Annotated in this window: 16 protein-coding genes; 7 read left to right on the top strand and 9 right to left on the bottom strand. The window is 63.6% G+C overall.

Going from position 1 to position 16,614, the window contains the following annotated elements; genetic code table 11:
- The first annotated feature begins 435 nt into the window (after positions 1 to 435).
- From VKI00_RS33415 to VKI00_RS33400, 4 genes are all read left to right on the top strand, one after another.
- The gene (locus tag VKI00_RS33415) at positions 436 to 867 is read left to right on the top strand and encodes an HSP20 family small heat-shock protein (RefSeq protein ID WP_324447583.1); all 432 of its coding nucleotides are present in this window, start codon (positions 436 to 438) and stop codon (positions 865 to 867) included.
- A gap of 109 nt (positions 868 to 976) precedes the next feature.
- Positions 977 to 3,013, top strand: coding sequence for an erythromycin esterase family protein (locus tag VKI00_RS33410; RefSeq protein WP_324447582.1), 2,037 nt, complete (start codon positions 977 to 979; stop codon positions 3,011 to 3,013).
- A gap of 41 nt (positions 3,014 to 3,054) precedes the next feature.
- Positions 3,055 to 3,405 carry a PfkB family carbohydrate kinase gene (locus VKI00_RS33405; RefSeq protein WP_324447581.1) on the top strand — a complete coding sequence of 117 codons (351 nt, stop codon included), beginning with the start codon at positions 3,055 to 3,057 and terminating at the stop codon, positions 3,403 to 3,405.
- A gap of 138 nt (positions 3,406 to 3,543) precedes the next feature.
- Entirely contained in the window at positions 3,544 to 5,265 is a 1,722-nt protein-coding gene (locus tag VKI00_RS33400) for a GAF domain-containing sensor histidine kinase (protein ID WP_324447580.1), read from the top strand.
- Positions 5,266 to 5,288: 23 nt separating this feature from the next.
- On the opposite strand, the gene VKI00_RS33395 is transcribed toward VKI00_RS33400, so the two are convergent.
- Together VKI00_RS33395 and VKI00_RS33390 are read right to left on the bottom strand one after the other, a co-directional pair.
- Positions 5,289 to 6,176, bottom strand: coding sequence for a universal stress protein (locus tag VKI00_RS33395; protein ID WP_324447579.1), 888 nt, complete (start codon positions 6,174 to 6,176; stop codon positions 5,289 to 5,291).
- Between the two features lie 55 nt (positions 6,177 to 6,231).
- Positions 6,232 to 6,816: a hypothetical protein gene (locus VKI00_RS33390; RefSeq protein ID WP_324447578.1), complete on the bottom strand. Its 585-nt coding sequence runs from the start codon at positions 6,814 to 6,816 to the stop codon at positions 6,232 to 6,234.
- A 172-nt stretch (positions 6,817 to 6,988) separates the two neighbouring features.
- On the opposite strand from VKI00_RS33390, the gene VKI00_RS33385 reads away from it, so the two are divergent.
- Positions 6,989 to 7,819 carry a universal stress protein gene (locus VKI00_RS33385; RefSeq protein WP_324447577.1) on the top strand — a complete coding sequence of 277 codons (831 nt, stop codon included), beginning with the start codon at positions 6,989 to 6,991 and terminating at the stop codon, positions 7,817 to 7,819.
- Between the two features lie 15 nt (positions 7,820 to 7,834).
- On the opposite strand, the gene VKI00_RS33380 is transcribed toward VKI00_RS33385, so the two are convergent.
- The 7 genes from VKI00_RS33380 to VKI00_RS33350 all read right to left on the bottom strand — a co-directional run bounded on the left by VKI00_RS33380 (position 7,835) and on the right by VKI00_RS33350 (position 14,789).
- Complete coding sequence (locus tag VKI00_RS33380; protein WP_324447576.1) at positions 7,835 to 9,037, bottom strand: acetylornithine transaminase; 1,203 nt, start codon at positions 9,035 to 9,037, stop codon at positions 7,835 to 7,837.
- A 12-nt stretch (positions 9,038 to 9,049) separates the two neighbouring features.
- Entirely contained in the window at positions 9,050 to 9,982 is a 933-nt protein-coding gene (argB, locus tag VKI00_RS33375) for an acetylglutamate kinase (RefSeq protein WP_324447575.1), read from the bottom strand.
- The gene (argC, locus tag VKI00_RS33370; protein ID WP_324447574.1) at positions 9,979 to 11,022 is read right to left on the bottom strand and encodes an N-acetyl-gamma-glutamyl-phosphate reductase; all 1,044 of its coding nucleotides are present in this window, start codon (positions 11,020 to 11,022) and stop codon (positions 9,979 to 9,981) included. Before argC ends, argB begins: the two co-directional genes overlap by 4 nt.
- Positions 11,023 to 11,142: 120 nt before the next feature.
- On the bottom strand, positions 11,143 to 12,039 hold the full coding sequence (locus VKI00_RS33365; RefSeq protein WP_324447573.1) for a GNAT family N-acetyltransferase: 897 nt from the start codon (positions 12,037 to 12,039) through the stop codon (positions 11,143 to 11,145).
- Complete coding sequence (locus VKI00_RS33360) at positions 12,036 to 13,298, bottom strand: phosphatidylserine decarboxylase family protein (RefSeq protein WP_324447572.1); 1,263 nt, start codon at positions 13,296 to 13,298, stop codon at positions 12,036 to 12,038. The genes VKI00_RS33365 and VKI00_RS33360 overlap by 4 nt, the downstream gene beginning before the upstream one ends.
- A gap of 48 nt (positions 13,299 to 13,346) precedes the next feature.
- Positions 13,347 to 13,715 carry an STAS/SEC14 domain-containing protein gene (locus VKI00_RS33355; protein ID WP_324447571.1) on the bottom strand — a complete coding sequence of 123 codons (369 nt, stop codon included), beginning with the start codon at positions 13,713 to 13,715 and terminating at the stop codon, positions 13,347 to 13,349.
- Between the two features lie 87 nt (positions 13,716 to 13,802).
- Complete coding sequence (locus VKI00_RS33350) at positions 13,803 to 14,789, bottom strand: Acg family FMN-binding oxidoreductase (RefSeq protein WP_324447570.1); 987 nt, start codon at positions 14,787 to 14,789, stop codon at positions 13,803 to 13,805.
- Between the two features lie 305 nt (positions 14,790 to 15,094).
- Here VKI00_RS33350 and VKI00_RS33345 point away from each other — a divergent pair, with 305 nt between their 5' ends.
- The gene (locus tag VKI00_RS33345) at positions 15,095 to 15,925 is read left to right on the top strand and encodes a universal stress protein (protein WP_324447569.1); all 831 of its coding nucleotides are present in this window, start codon (positions 15,095 to 15,097) and stop codon (positions 15,923 to 15,925) included.
- Positions 15,926 to 15,934: 9 nt separating this feature from the next.
- On the top strand, positions 15,935 to 16,614 hold a 680-nt coding region (locus VKI00_RS33340; RefSeq protein WP_324447568.1), incomplete at its 3' end, for an AMP-binding protein.

The following is a 16,614-nucleotide window of genomic DNA, read 5'->3' as shown; positions in this document are numbered from 1 at the left end:
GGTCCTTCTGTTGGCGCACTCGTTGCTGCTGACATTAGGAACCTGGCTGCCGCCGAACAGGAGTCATTAGTCCCGAATATCCCGGGCGTAGGACCCTCAGCGACAGGATTAATTAGTCAGCGGGATAACCGCTTTCGTTGTTTGGGGTGTCGCTATGGGTGAAGATCTGCCCGGACGCGGTATCCCCGTCTTGGGACGCTGGGTCAACCAGGCCTCCAACGACCTGACTTACCGCACTTCGGGCAGATCTCGTTATTGAATGTCGCACGGACCGCGCTCAGCGCCTAGGGTCAAAGGTCACCTCTCGTTTCCGATTTCCGCAACGAATGTCGACGAACGACCCCGGTAGCGTGGGACTTCCGTCCCTACTGCGGCGTCGCGGTGAGTGGTCGAATTGTCCACGTACCCAATCCAAACCCACCAGCGGGAGACAATATGAGCACCCTTCCCATCAAACGTCAGCAGCACTCGCTGTTTCCCGAATTCTCTGAGCTGTTCGCCGCGTTCCCGTCATTTTCTGGACTGCGCCCGGCTTTCGACACGCGGTTGATGCGGCTTGAGGACGAGATGAAGGACGGCCGCTACCAAGTACGTGCTGAGATCCCCGGCGTCGACCCGGCGAAGGACGTCGACATCACCCTGCGCGACGGCCAGTTGACGATCAAGGCCGAGCGCAGCGAGAAAAAGGAATTCGACGGACGTTCGGAGTTTTCCTACGGCTCGTTCGTCCGCACGGTGTCGCTGCCGGCCGGTGCCGACGAAGACGACGTCAAGGCCACCTACGACAAGGGCATCCTGACGGTCTCCGTCGCCGTGAAGGAATCCACGCCGGCCGAAAAGCACGTGCCGATCGCGTCGGCCAACTGACCAGATTGCGAGGCGGGCTCGCAGCAGCACACACCTATGGCTGCGGGCCCGCCCAACACCCAATCGTCTGCACCGCCGCGCCACCCGCCAATTAGTGAGGACTTGTCAAATGAGCAGAGCGATGATCCTCGGCAAGGACACGCCAGACCGGCTGTTCCGCAATCGTCGTGAGGCCGGCCAAGTGCTGGCGGGCCTATTGCAGGCCTACCGTGACAGGCCCGACGTCGTGGTCTTGGGTCTGGCCAGGGGCGGAGTGCCGGTCGCATGGGAGGTCGCGGCCGCACTGCATGCGCCCCTTGATGCATTTGTCGTGCGCAAGCTCGGCGTCCCGGGCCATGAAGAATTCGCAGCGGGTGCGCTCGCCAGTGGCGGCCGCGTCGTGCTGAACGACGACGTGGTGCGAGGTCTGCGGATCACCCCGCAGCAGTTGCGGAACGTCGCCGAACGTGAAGGACGCGAACTGATCCGACGTGAAGCGGCCTATCGCGATGGGCGCCCACCGACCGACGTGACCGGAAGGACCGTCATCCTCGTCGATGATGGGCTGGCCACCGGTGCCAGCATGTTCGCCGCGGTGCAAGCCCTACGCGAGGCGGAACCGGCGCAGATTGTGATTGCGGTGCCGGCGGCACCGGAGTCGACGTGCCGCGAATTCGCCGGTCTCGTCGACGACATGGTCTGCGCATCGATGCCCACCCCGTTTCTGGCTGTAGGCGCGTCGTTCTGGGACTTTAGCCAGGTCAGCGACGACGAAGTCCGCACGCTGCTCGCCGCCCCGACAACCGGACCGAGGCTGGCCCCCGCCGCGGAGACGGCGGCCGACGTCATCCGGCGCGTCGCCGTCGACGCCCCGGCCGGTGTGCCACCACGAGAAATGTTGTCCGAGTTGATCGGTGACGCACGGATTGTGCTCATCGGCGAGAGTTCACACGGAACCCAGGAGTTCTATCGGGCCCGAGCCGAGATCACCAAATGGCTGATCGAGGAGAAGGGGTTCTGCGCGGTGGCCGCCGAGGCGGACTGGCCGGACGCCTACCGGGTGAACCGGTACGTGCGCGGGCAGGGCGCCGACACAACAGCTAAAGAGGCGTTGCGCGGATTCGAGCGTTTCCCGTCGTGGATGTGGCGCAACACCGCCGTCCGTGACTTCGTCGAGTGGCTGCGGGCCAACAATCGACGCTGTCGATCGGAGCATCGTCGCCAAGCCGGTTTCTACGGGCTGGATCTCTACAGCTTGCATCGATCGATGCAGGAGGTAGTCGGCTATCTCGAGAAGATTGATCCGGTGGCCGCGACTCGTGCACGGGCCCGCTACGCCTGTTTCGACCATGCGTCATCCGCCGATGACGGCCAGGGCTACGGGTTCCGGGCGGCATTCGGCGCCGGCCTGTCGTGTGAAAAAGAGGCCATCGATCAACTGGTCGACGTGCAGCGCAACGCGTTACGCTACGCCCGCCGCGATGGGCTGCTCGCCGAAGACGAGCTGTTCTATGCGGAACAGAACGCACAGGTCGTGCGCGACGCCGAACAGTATTACCGGGCCATGTTCAGCGGACGCGTCACATCCTGGAACCTACGGGACCAGCATATGGCCCAAACGCTGCAGGCGCTGCTCGCCCACCTGGACCGCCGCCATGAGGCAACACCAGTACGAATCGTGGTGTGGGCGCACAACTCCCATGTCGGTGACGCCCGGGCGACAGAGGTGTCCGCGGACGGCCAACTCACTTTGGGCCAACTCGTCCGTGAACGCTACCGCGACGACTGTCGGCTGATCGGGTTCAGCACCTACACAGGCACTGTGACTGCTGCTAGCGAATGGGGAGGTGTGGCCGAGCGGAAGGTGGTTCGGCCGGCATTACCAGGCAGCGTCGAGGAACTGTTTCACGAGACCGGTAACCCAGCGTTCGTCGTGTCATCCAACGGCGCCGCGGGCGCGGCGTTGGACATGGTCAGACTGAGCCGCGCGATCGGCGTGATTTATTTGCCGGCAACGGAAAGACAAAGCCACTACTTCCATGTCCGCCCCGCGGATCAGTTCGACGCGATGATTCACATCGAGAACACGCAGGCGCTCGAGCCGCTCGAAGTAACCAGCCAATGGATTGCGGGCGAGACGCCCGAAACGTATCCGACTGGCCTGTAGGGCCGGGCAAGACGAGAGCAGCACGAGACGAGAGCAGCACGATGAGCAAAGCGACATCGCCCAACGGAAGCCGGGCAAAGATCTTGACATTGACGATGAATCCGGCGCTCGACATCACGACCAGCGTGCACCGGGTACGTCCCACCGACGAGCTGCGCTGCCAGGGCGCTCGGCATGATCCCGGCGGTGGCGGCATCAACGTGGCACGTATTGCGCGTGTGCTTGGCGCCTCGGCCGCCGCAGTGTTTCCCGCCGGCGGGCCGACCGGTGCCGTCGTCGCTGATCTGCTTGTGGGAGAGGGGGTTCCGTTTCACCGAGTCAGCATCAGCGGGGGTTCATCCATCAACAGCCAGTGTTTGACCATTGCCCGTCACCTCCTGTTCACATGGTGATCTGTTGCCGCACAGGCGCCTAGGGCATTCCGGCCCTGCTGGGCAGTGCGGAATGACCGGCTGGCGGGAGACCACCGTCTTGAAGGCGTAAGCAGGCAAATATGTACATCTCAGCTATGCGAATGCGACCATAGAGGGGTGCCGGTCAACAAGAGGCCGAATTCCGATCGTAAGCCGGCTCCGGTTCGCGAGACCTTGTCGCAACTGCGGCTGCGCGAATTGCTCGCCGAGGTGCAAGACCGGATCGCAAAGATCGTCGAAGGCCGCGACCGGCTTGACGGCCTCGTCGAGGCAATGCTGGTGGTCACATCGGGCCTCGAACTGGATGCGACGTTACGCAGCATCGTGGACACCGCGATACAGCTGGTCGACGCCCGTTACGGCGCACTCGGGGTGCGCGGCCATGGCCATGACCTGGTCGAGTTTGTCCACCAGGGAATCGACGACGACACCCGCGCGCTCATTGGGCATCTCCCGCAGGGCCGCGGTGTCCTCGGGGTTCTGATCGACGACCCCCAGCTGATCCGGCTGGACAAAATCCAGCAGCACCCTGCGTCGGTCGGATTTCCGCCGAACCACCCGCCGATGCGGACCTTCTTGGGTGTCCCCGTGAAAATACGCGACGAGGTCTTCGGCAACCTCTATCTGACCGAAAAAGCTAACGGCCAACCGTTTAGCGAGGACGACGAGGTCCTGGTGCAGGCGCTTGCCGCAGCGGCCGGCATCGCGATCGCCAACGCGCGGCTCTACGCCCAATCTCGGGCGCGGCAGGCGTGGATCGAAGCCGCACGCGATATTGCAACCGAGATGTTGTCTGGCGCCGAACCGGCTACGGTCTTCGCGCTTGTCGCGGAAAAAGCGCTGAAGCTGGCCGACGCGACCGCCACGATGGTCGCCGTTCCCGTCGAGGCCGACCCGCCGGCCTCCGACACCACCGAGCTGGTGGTAACGGAAACATCTGGCGCACTGTCTATTTCGGCAGAAGATGTACTGACGGTTCCCGGCACACTCATTAACGAGGTCTTTTTAGACTGCACGCCGCGTCGGCTCGACAACCTCGACCTGGCCATCGGCGGCCTCACCGATCCCGGCCCTGCACTGCTGCTGCCGTTGCGCGTGGCCGACACCGCCGCAGGCGTATTGGTCGTGCTTCGACGCGCGGGCCTGCCTCCGTTCACCGATGAGCAGCTCGACATGATGGCCGCGTTCGCGGACCAGGCGGCACTGGCCTGGCAACTCGCGAGGTCGGAGCGGCGGATGCGTGAGCTGGACGTGCTGACCGATCGTGACCGGATCGCGCGCGAACTGCACGATCACGTCATCCAGCGGCTTTTCGCTCTCGGTCTGGCGATCCAGGCGACCGTGCCGCTGGCGAAATCACCGGAGGTAAAGCGTCGCCTGTCGGAGCAGGTCGATGATTTGCAAGAGGTGATTCAGGACATCCGCACCGCGATCTTTGGCCTGCACACCACGTCGTCGGGTGCGACCAGGCTGCGGCAACGACTGGAGGAGGCGATCGCTGAGTGCTCCGGCACCGATCTACGCACAATGGTGCAGTTCATCGGCCCCGTGTCAGTTGTCGATGCAACCCTGGCGGATCATGCGGAGGCCTTCGTCCGTTCGGCTGTTGGCGATGCGGCCCGCCAACCCGATGTCAGTAGGCTCAGCGTCGTCGTTGAGGCCGGTGACGAGCTGTCCATCAAGGTGGCCGCCGATGGACAGGGCGTTCCCGATGAAGCCACCGTCAACAACCTCGCCGAAATGCGTCGTATCACCAAAGAGATCGGTGGCAGCCTCACCGTCGAGACGAGCCCCGACAGCGAGACGACACTGCGCTGGTCGGTGCCGTTACCCGAGTAGCCGGCCGAATTTTCCTGCTGCAACTACGATTGACGCGCGACGATTACCGGCATTCGAGCTGAGTGAGCCAAAGCAACGCTGACCGATCCCAGCAACATGCCGGCAAATCCGCCCCGTCCATGGCTGCCCACCACCACCAGTTGCGCCGATTCGGACTGCTTGATGAGGTGATACGTCGGATGGTCGCATTCGACCATGCGCCGGACCGTCACGTCCGGGTAACGCTCCTGCCAGCCGGCCAGACGCTCGGCGAGGATCTCCTCTGCGGCCGGTTTCATTGCAGGCCAATCGATGGCGGGGAAATCATTCACCTCGACGTCGCTCCACACGTGCAGCGCGACGAGTTCGACGCCTCGCCATGACGCCTCCTGGAAAGCGATCGCCGTCGCCAGCTCCGATACGGGCGATCCGTCAATGCCGACCAGTACCGGCGCTTCCGCGGGATGAGGCATCAGCGGGTCCTCGTCATGAATGACCGCAACCGGGCAGTGCGCGTGGCGGATCAGGCTGGAGCTCACCGATCCCAACAAGCTGCGAGTGAAGGGCCCGCGCCCCCGTGAACCGACGACAACCATCTGGGCCTCCTTGGACAAATCGACCAAGGTGGGAACGACGGGCGAGAATAGCAGTTCGCTTTCAATCTTTGCGGGTCCACCGTCCGGCGTGCTCCTCCGCGCGATCTCGACGGCGTCGTCCAGGATCTTTTGCCCGTGCTCTACTTGCCAGCGCGCAAAGGCTGCCGGCGCCGGGATTGGCGGCAGGGTTGGGCCGATGGGCTCGACGGTATGCACGAGTGTGAGCCGAACATTGCGCATCGCGGCGTCACGCGCCGCCCAGTCGACGGCATACTTGGCGGCCGGTGATCCATCGACACCAACCAGGATGTCCGAATGACTTATCGGAGCGGACATTTTGCATCTCCTTCTACGGTCGACGGCCCACGGCCGCCGCTCTCAACGAAGCTGATCATTGCGAACGGTTGGTACGGCCGCCGTCATCGTCGATGAGGCAGCGGATGTCTCGCTCCCATTGCGCGTTCCGTATGCGGGTGGCGTGGGCACGCACAAGCACCACCACTTGTGCGGCGGCCGCGACTACGATCAGCCATCCGATGACTGCTGCGGATAGCGCATCGACCGCTGCGCGTTCCACCCGACTGGGCTGTTCAACTCGTTGGCCGCTGTCGTCGACCCAAATCTGGAGCGGCTCACCGGCTTTAGCACTACTATTCCAGCCAAGTAGGTCTGCGTGATCAATGCCGTTGAGCCGCCATTGGGCTTGTACGGTGAAGGCCGTCGTTTCGGGTGGCACCGCCGGTTGGCTATCGTCAATGGCCATGGCCACGACGGCATGTCGCGTTCGCGCCTGTTCAAGGTACTTCTGGGTTTGGTTGTCGTGGATTATCGTGCCCAGGACCCCCGCACAGGCGGTGGCGATGACAACCAATATGACGGCCAGCGTGACGACTGCCGTTTCGATACGGTCGCTGGTTCGGATGAGCGGATTGCGGCTGAAAAGCCGCAGGGCCGGCCACGTCATCGGCCGGATCACGAAACTCTGCATGGCAGCCTCACTCGGGTGTTGCGGCGTCGCATCCAGCGTCGCAACGTGGAAGTCCTACTCGTAGAGTCCAACGTCTACTGGTGAGAGGTCCTACTGCTCCTGTTTGTGAACCGGTTTCTGGATAGCGTCAGCGATGTCGATATCGCATGAGGAGCGCGCGATGAGCAGTGCAGAGGCACCGCGACCGGCTGTCGTTGGCATCGACGGCTCGGACGCAGCGATCGAAGCTGCCCGATGGGCAGCCAAAGAGGCCGTCCACCAGGATGTTCCGCTTCGGCTTGTTCACGTCGTCCCGATCACTGACGGGCCGATCGCTTCGACGGCTGCTTATCCAGCCGAGGAAGACTATGCCGAGAGCTCTTTGCGCGCTGCCTGTTTGGCGGTGGAGTCGACCGGCTTGCCCGTGAAGATCGACACGGCGGTGCTGTATGACGACGTCGATTCGGCTCTGATCGCTGAGTCGAACAACGCAAGCATCATCTGCCTGGGATCTGTAGGGATCGGTCGAGTGGCCAACATGGTGCTCGGATCGACCGCAGCAACACTTGCCGAGTATGCGCACTGCCCGGTGGCAATTATTCGCCGGACCGGCGGCGGGCCGCTCCCAGAGGCCGGTTTCATCGCGGTCGTCGTCGACGACCAACCCGGCAAAGACGACGTCATGCAATGGGCCATAGAGGAGGCTCGGGCGCGGCGAGCGCCCGTGCTGGCGTTGCGCGTCGGGCACTGGGGGCACCGCAAGTCTGGCGATGAGCGGTTCTATCGACGCCTGGATGGCTGGTTGCGGCGCTATCCAGACGTCGAGGTCGAGGTCGCAATCACCCGCCTCGGGCTGGCCAGATATCTCCAGGGCTACATTGGTGCGGTTCAACTAGTCGTCATCGATAGTGAGCACGCCAACCGAGCGGCGCAGCTGGTGGGGCCGCACAGCTTGCCGATTTTCGCCCACGCCGACTGCTCTGTGCTCATCGTGCGGGATAAACACCAATGACGGCCGCCTGCACCGTCACATCGCCACTGCGTCCAGCACGTCCGGGAGACTTTTCACGAACTGGTCCAGCTGAGACCTGGTGATCACCAGTGGGGGCGCCAGCCGAATCACGTTCGTAGCAGGGGCGTTGACCAGAAAGCCGGCCTCGCGGGCCGCGGCCTCCACCGCCTTGGCAACCGGCCTCGTCAGCACTATCCCACAGAGCAGGCCTCGGCCTCGAACGTGTTCCACCAAGGGGTGATTCAGCGACTCGATGCCATCGCTGAGCAGCTTGCCAAGCTCGTCAGCGCGTTCGATCAAGCCTTCCTCCGATAGGATGCGCAAGACCGCTAGCGCTGCGGCCGCGCAGACCGGATTACCGCCGAACGTGCTGCCGTGCAAGCCGGGCGTCAGCAATTCCGCGACGGGCCCGACTGCCAGGCACGCCCCGATCGGCAGTCCGCCACCGAGGCCCTTGGCCATCGTCACGATATCCGGGGTGATCCCGTCGTGCTGGTGGGCGAAAAATGCTCCGGTGCGGCCCATCCCGGTCTGCACCTCATCGATCACCAATAGCGCACCATGCTCAGCAGTGATCTTCCGAGCGGTAACCAGATAGCCGGACGGCGGGACGATGACTCCGGCCTCGCCCATGATCGGCTCAAGGAACACCGCTGCAGTTTCGTCGGTCACGGCAGCTGCAAGGGCGTCGACGTCCCCATAAGGCACGTGGGTGAGCTCGCCGGGTAGCGGAGCGAACGGTCTGGAGAACTCGGGATGGCCGGTCAGTGCCAGCGATCCCATCGTGCGGCCGTGGAAACCCCTCTGCGCCGCAACGAGTTTCGTTCGGCCGGTGAGCCGGGAAAGCTTGAACGCGCATTCGTTGGCTTCGGCGCCTGAATTACAGAAGAACACCCGCGCACCGTCAACTCCCCATCGGTCCACGAGTGCTTCGGCCAGTGCGACGCCGGGCTCGTGGGCGTAGAGGTTGGATGTGTGGCCCAATGTGTTCAGCTGGCTGATCGCCGCATCGACCACCGCGGGGTGACAGTGGCCCAAAATATTCACCGCGATGCCGCCGAGCAGGTCGATGTAGGTGTTGCCGTCGACATCGGTGACCAGCGCGCCGGCAGCCGAAGCCAACGCAAGAGGCGGCGTGCCGTAATTCTTCATCATCACGGCATCCCATCGCTTCATTAGCGTATTCGCACTAGTCATATGAGCGCCGCTCCTCAGCATCGTCGGCGCGTGTCACGCGCGAACCACCGTCGTTCCCGCGCCGACATTGGTGAAAAGCTCGACCAGCACGCAGTGCGCGACCCGCCCGTCGATGATGTGCGCGCCCGGGACTCCGCCCTCCACCGCGCGCAGGCAGGCCTCGACTTTGGGCACCATGCCAGCCTGCAACGACGGCAGCAGCTCGCCCAGCGCCACGGTGTCGATCTCATTGACCAGCGATTCCGGGTCGGGCCACCGCGTGTAGATTCCGTCGACGTCGGTCAGCATGAGCAGCTTTTCTGCGTGCAGCGCTCGTGCCACTGCTGCTGCAGCGCTGTCGGCGTTGATGTCATACACCACACCGGCGGCGTCGGGGGCAATCGATGACACCACCGGAATGCGCCCTGCCGCCATGAGGTCCGTTATCGCGTCTGTATTGACACTTTGGACGTCGCCGACCAGACCGATGTCGGTAGGCACCCCGTCCACGATGACGCTGCGCCGTGCCGCAGTAAACAGCTGCGCATCCTCACCGGTGATCCCGACCGCGTACGGACCGTGCGTGTTGATCAGGTTCACCAATTCCCGGCCGACGTGGCCGAACAGCACCATCCGCGCGACGTCGAGGACCTCGGGTGTGGTGACCCGGAAGCCGCCCTTGAATTCGCTTGTGACACCAAGCCGTTTGAGCATTGCGCTGATCTGTGGCCCGCCCCCGTGGACGACAACCGGCTGAATGCCGCAGTTGCACAGGAAGACCATGTCGGCGGCGAACGCGCGCCGCAAGGTCTCGTCGGCCATCGCGTGGCCGCCGTACTTGATCACGACGATCTTGTTGTGCAGGTGCTTGAGCCACGGCAGCGCCTCGGCCAGCACCTGCGCCCTAGCATCACGGTCGAACGTGCGGGCTCGTCCATCAACACTGGGAGGGGGAGCCGGCCGTTCGGCGACATTGGCGTCGGTCATGGCGTCACCCCCACCGTCGAGAGGCCGTCGGTCTCCGCCCAGCCCAGCGACAGGTTCATCGACTGTACGGCCGCGCCGGCGGCGCCCTTGACCAGGTTGTCGATCGCGCAGACCGCCACCAATGTTTCGGCGTCTTCGTCGACAGCGACCGCGATCTGGGCGACGTTGCTACCGGCGACGGCGTTCGTGTGGGGCAGTCGGCCTTCCGGCAGGAGGTGCACGAAAGGCTCTCCACTGTAATGTTTTGCATAGGCAGCGCGCACGCGTGTCAGCGGGGTGGTACAGCGGGCCGTGCAGGTTGCCAGGATTCCGCGGGTCATCGGGATCAGCACCGGGGTGAAACTCACCGACACCGCACGCTCGGAAACGGCCCGCAGGCCTTGGGCTATCTCGGGTGTATGGCGGTGAACTCCACCGATGTTATAAGCGCGCGCCGATCCGATGGTCTCGGAGCCGAGCAGGTCGGTCTTGGCCGTTCGTCCGGCGCCCGAGGTGCCGCTGACCGCGACGACAGTCACTGCGGGTTCGGCCAGCCCCTCGGCGACTGCGGGCACCAGCGCGAGCAACGCGGCGGTGGGATAACAGCCGGGGACGGCGATCCGGGTGGCTCCCCGCAACTGATCGCGGGTGCCGGGCAGCTCGGGCAGCCCATAGGGCCAGCTGCCGGCGTACGGCGTGCCGTAAAACCGCTCCCAGGCAGCGGAGTCACGGAGCCTAAAGTCGCCGCCGCAATCGATGATCACCGTGCTTGGGCTGAGCCGTTGCGCCAAGCCGGCCGAATTGCCAGGCGGCAGCGTCATAAACACCACATCGTGGCTGGCTAACACATCTGAATCGGTCGATTGCAGCACTCGATCGGCGAGTGGCAGCAGGTTCGGGTGATGCTCGGCCAGCGTGGTGCCCGCGCTGCCCGCCGCGGTCAGCGCGCCAATCGTGATCCGCCCCTCGGTGAATGCCGGGTGGCCTAAAAGCAGGCGCAGGATTTCTCCACCCGCGTAACCACTGGCCCCAGCCACCGCGATTGTCGTAATGGCGCCCATTTGGTTCCCTAATGTCTTGTGTCGCTTATGTCTTGCTAACGTTAACCACTGCCCAGGTGCGCGATATAGGGCCGTTTGACCCTGATGGAGCCGGACGTTAGACCCGGCTGGGTCGAGGGATCAGTACCACACCGACGCGAGGAACGCGCCGCGCGGCTCCGAATAGAGACCGATCGTCATCAGATTCAACACAAGGACCGCTCGCAGCCCGTGCGCCAGGCACCAGCGGAGCAGATCAGTGTTGCGCATCGGGACAAGGAATCCGAGGCCCGGAAACGCCTTGGCCGCGCCGATGAGCGCCTGCAGGTCGTCGTTGGTCTCAGCTACCGAGTGCCCGTAAAAGCCGATTCCAGTCGTGTATCCCGCGGGCCGCCCGCCGCGTTCGACCACCCTGGCCGTGCCCTGTGCGATCGCGTCGCGCAACTCGCTGCTGCGGTCGTGGCCATGCACGCGCAAACACAGCGCGTTGCACGCCTCAAAGTCGGCTGCCGTGGCCGCTCGCACGTCGTATCCAGGGATCCGCAGGGACAGCGGGTCGCCCTGCATGGCCGCGATCGGCTCCCGGACGTCGAAGCCGAGCTTGGCGTACAGGCACATCGAACGGTTCTTGTAGGCAGCCTCCAGCAGTCGCACGCCTGGTACCCGCCGCTCTGCGCTCCTTTGCAGCATCGCGTTCATCAGTGCGCGACCAACCCCGTGGCCCTGCATGTTTGGCGCGACCGTGACATGGCCGATACCGACAATTGCCGATCGCTCGTCAAGGAAACTGCTTCCGACGATTTGCCCGTCGCATTCAGCGACGAGGGCAAAAAAGCCTGGGTGTTCGATCAACTCGGCAACCAGCGCGGTAGCGATCTCGATCGATGGGTATTCCGGCTGAAATCCGTGGCTCGTCGCGATCGAGTCGAAGGCGTCGTAGCAGACACGGCCGCAGTCCGGCACATCCGCTCTCGTCGCCGGGCGTAGCGTCAAAAGCGCAGCGACCTCCCGTTGTTGCTGCAAACTGTAAGCGCTCATGTCGTCGTGTTGGCGGTCGCGAGCTTGGATCGGACAAGCACAAGCGGTGCATTGGGGTCGTGCCACCTCGGAATGGCCGCCAGGGTGAAGTCGGCGATAGCGCCGGGCCGAAAGACGAGGCAGTGAGTCGAGCCGCCGAATTGGAAATAGCCCAGTTCCTCGCCTTTCGCAACGTGGTAACCGGGTTTCACGTCTTCGCCGATCATGCAGGATGAGACCTCGTCCATGCCGACCGCGACAAAACCCATCAGTCCTATGACAGGATTGTCGGCCTCGATGAGGATGATCGCCCGCACCGCAACGTGTGCCAAATAAGACTGCGAAACCGGCGGGGGAATCGCGTCCCAATCTTCCGAAACCGCTTCCGAAAAGTAAGTGCCACATCGGCGGAAGGCCCTGACAATTGTCCCGGCCACCGGGCTGTGCCACCGGTGATAGTTCATCGCACTCAGATACGCCTGGTAAACGGTGCCGCCGACGAACTGATCGACCAAATCGTCGTTGCCCAGCATGTCCTGCAGCGAATATGGCTGGCTCTTGATCCAGAAGCGATCCTGGCGCATTACACCGGTGGCCAACCGGTAGGGCGTCGACTCGCAGGCGTTGACGACTACGTTGTCGTCGTCCGGTGAAGCCAGTGGACGAGTGCCCTCCTTGAAGCGCCGGGTGAAGAAGTGGTTCCAGGACTTGAAGCCCCAGTGCACATCTCGCGGATCGTGCTCGAACTGCTCGATGCCGATCGCGCGCTGCGCCGCGGCGCATTTCCAACCCGAAGGCGAATCGTTGAGAACATAAAGCGATGCGGTGCTGTCGAGGAATTCGCACCAGGCGGTCAAGATCTTCTCGAGCATCGCGTTGATCCGCGGGTCGCGATAGGCCGCAAACCCGCCCGGTGTGCCCATCGTCCAGTCCAGAATCGCGCAGAGCGGAGTGATCACGGCGTTCTTGCCGAACTCCGGCGCCGTGGTGAGTACCTCGTTGATCAGCCGCAGCATCTCCTCGACGCTTTCGAGGTGGTATTTGCGGTAGTGCTTCCGGCGCGGCACCTCGGCTACCATCCGGTGAACGTACATGCGCACCACGGGATCAGAGTCGATCAGCTCCCGAAACTCGGCGATCACAGGATGCAGCGTGACGCGCTCGCCTTTGGCCTGAACCCGCCTGCGGTGACCGGAAAGCCATGACTCCAGCTCCTCCTGGCCTTCCGGCAACCAGCCCGCCCGGCGCCGCACATCAACATCATTAGAAGGAGTGGTCACGGCAGTGTCGTTTCTGGCTGGCTATTGAATCGGTTAGGGCTCAACAAGTTAGCTGCCGCTGATGATCCATTGCCTTGCTTGGTCAAGCTGCTCGCCGGGAAAATGTCGGATCTTCGCTGATACAAAGTGCGATGCCAGATGCTCGGCGACATCCCCGAGGTGCGAGTCGGTTACCACCGCGACTTTCTTGATGTGCTGCTGATGATCCTTGACGAAGCGAAAGTGAGTGACCAACGATCCGAAACTGTCCCAGCCGGGGAACTTCGGGGCGTTGATAATGAGTCCGGCAAGCTCGCCAGTCGTCTCGATAAGGGGGTCGACCGCCTTCGCCAGCTCGACAAAATCAGCTGTGTCGAGCGCAGATAGAGGTCGCACCAGCAGGATGGAATGTGCGGTATCGAGATCAAATTCGATCATGGTTTGCTCCTGAACGGTGTTTGCCGAATGGACAAGCGTGGGGTGGGTTTTCAAGTCCTCTCGAGCTCCGAACGGAGCCCGCTCGCTTCAGCTGTAGCTTCTCAATCGCAGGACTTCGGACAGCGGCCGCCGCGGTGTGGGCTTCGGGGCTTTTTCGGCGACCGGCACCACGCCCACACGGACCAGGATTTGTGGTACGGCGTCGTGATTCATGAGCGACCGGAGGAGGTCGCGGGTCTCTTCGAGCTCGGTAAGGTGTGTTACCGGGCAAGTGGCGAAGCCAGCCATAGTGCATTCCAGCAAAACCGCGGAAAGCGCCTCACCGGAAGCCAAAGCGTCGGCCCGCTCATGGTGGTCGGTGGACAGCACCAAGATCATCGCGTCGTCTTCGGAGATTTCAGTGCGCCTGTCGGGCCGATGGACCGCGGGGAACGCCCGTCCGACACCAACCCGATCGCTCTCCGCCGCCGAAACCAAGGCGCTGTGCGGGATACCCTCTTCTTCCTCGAATGGGGCAGTCCACCAATGTAAATCGTCGTGATAAGCGGAATCGTAGAGCCGCAACGACTCCGCCATCTGGCCCGCCTCCACGAGTCGCGGACGCAGATCCTTGGGAATGATGTGCACGTGAACGGCGCTGCCGTCGACGCCACTGGACATCACCGGTTCGAATGACGTCCAATCCGTTGGAGCGCTAAACGGCAGCCGGTCGGTGCGACGTTCCAAGATGGCATTGGCGCGGCGTCGATCTCGTTCAGTCAGGTATTCGATCGGGGTGAAGTCGATCGATGCCAGGTGGTTGGGGTTGTCGCTATTGGGAAACCGGTCGACGTGCGCCCGCCACCCGGCGGCGGCCATCGCCACCCGGAGATGATCGAGGGCAGCGCCACAACCGATCAGCGCCTCTCGCGCCGACTGGTCGCTGTCCATCACTCGACTTGGATCGAGGAATAACCGGAGTTCGCCATCGCTGAATACCCACTGCCAGGGTTGGCTGTTGTGTAGCGAGGGCGCCCGGCACGCTGAACCTACCGCATCCTCGATGACTCCGGCATCTACCAAAGTGGTAGTCATATCTTGACCTCCCGATCTCTACTTGCCATAAGACTTGTTCGACGACACCGGCAGCGCCAGGGTCATAGGTCCTCGATTGATCCGCGATCCGGGCGCGCTGGTGCCGCTTTCGAAGGGCTGATCATTGCGAGCTGTTAGTCCCTGGCGTCGACCCAAATCTGCAGCCGATGTCGTAGCCAGCATGGCGATTTACAGATCCCGTTCTTAGGGTCGAACGTCGACCGCTGAAGGGCACTACGGCACCTGCGCAGCGTGCGGCCAAATGGATAGCGTCATCCATGTCCACACCAGATCAGGATTGCACAATGAGCAATCAAGATTCACCCCGGCCCGTTGTCGTTGGCATCGACGGCTCGGACGCAGCGATCGCAACTGCCCAGTGGGCAGCTAAAGAGGCTGTCCACCAAGATGTCCCGCTTCGGCTTGTTTACGTCATGCAGATCACCGAGGAACCGATCGCCTCGGCGGATGCCTACCCCGCCGACGAGGAGTACGCCGAGAGTGCCCTGCGCGCTGCTCGTTTAGCGGTGGAGGCGACTGGCCTGCCGGTGAAGATCGACACAGCGGTGCTGTGTGAAGACGTCGATTCTGCCCTGATAGCCGAGTCCAAAACCGCGACCCTCGTCTGCCTCGGATCCGCGGGTATCGGTCGAGTGGCCGATAGGGTGCTCGGATCGACCGCGACCATACTCGCCGAGTATGCGCAATGCCCGGTGGCGATCATCCGGCGATTTGGCGATGGTCCTGTGCCGGAGGGCGGTTTCATCGCGGTGGTCGTCAACGACCAACCCGGCAATCACGAGGTCATGCAATGGGCCATGGAGGAGGCTCGGGTCCGGCGAGCTCCCGTGCTCGCGCTGCGCGTGGGGCGCTGCTGGGGGCACTTCGAGATCGGCGATAAACAGTTCTGTCAGTGCCTGGATACCTGGTTACGGCGCTACCCCGACGTCGAGGTTGAAGTCGCCGCCACGCGCCTGAATCTGGCTCGATATCTCGAGGGTTACCTCGGTGCGGTTCAACTGGTCGTCATCAGCACCGAGGATGTCCACTGGGTGCCGCAGTTGGTCGGCCCTGAAGGTCTGCCGATCTTCGCTCATGCCGACTGCTCCGTGCTCATTGTGCGGGATGCCGGGTAGCCTGCACACGTGCTGCTGACCTCGCTGGATCCGGCCGCGGTCACCGGGGGCCGCGATATCGCGGATGCCGTGCGCATCGGCGACGTCATCTTGAGCCGCAGCGACGTCGTCGGCGCCGCGACGTCGGTGGCCGAGCGCGTCGGCGGCGCGGACCGGATCGCGGTCCTGGCCACGCCGACCGCCTCAACCGCGCTGGCCATCGCCGGATGTTTGATCGCTGGTGTGCCGGTCGTGCCGGTACCCGCCGACGTCGGGCAGGCCGAGCGGCGCCATATGCTCAACGATTCCGGTGTGCAGGCCTGGCTTGGCCCGGTACCTGACGAGCCGGAGGGCCTGCCGCATATCCCGGTGCGGACGCACGCGCGGTCCTGGCACCGCCTTCCCGAGCCGTCCCCGCAGGACACCGCGCTGATCATCTACACCTCGGGCACCACCGGCCCACCCAAAGGCGTGCAGCTGAGCGGTCGCGCACTCGCCGCCGACCTGGACGCGCTGGCCCAGGCCTGGCAGTGGACATCCGAGGACACCTTGGTGCACGGATTGCCGCTCTTTCACGTGCACGGGCTGGTGTTGGGTCTGCTCGGGTCGCTGCGCGTCGGAAACCGCTTCGTGCACACCGGAAAACCAACGCCAGAGGCCTACGCGGCAGCGCGCGGCACCCTGTACTTCGGTGTGCCGACCGTGTGGTC

The sequence above is a fragment of the Mycobacterium sp. genome (assembly GCF_035314665.1).
Classification (GTDB): Bacteria; Actinomycetota; Actinomycetes; order Mycobacteriales; family Mycobacteriaceae; genus Mycobacterium.
Note: the sequence above shows the minus strand (reverse complement) of the source record. Positions and strands in the feature narration are given on the sequence as shown.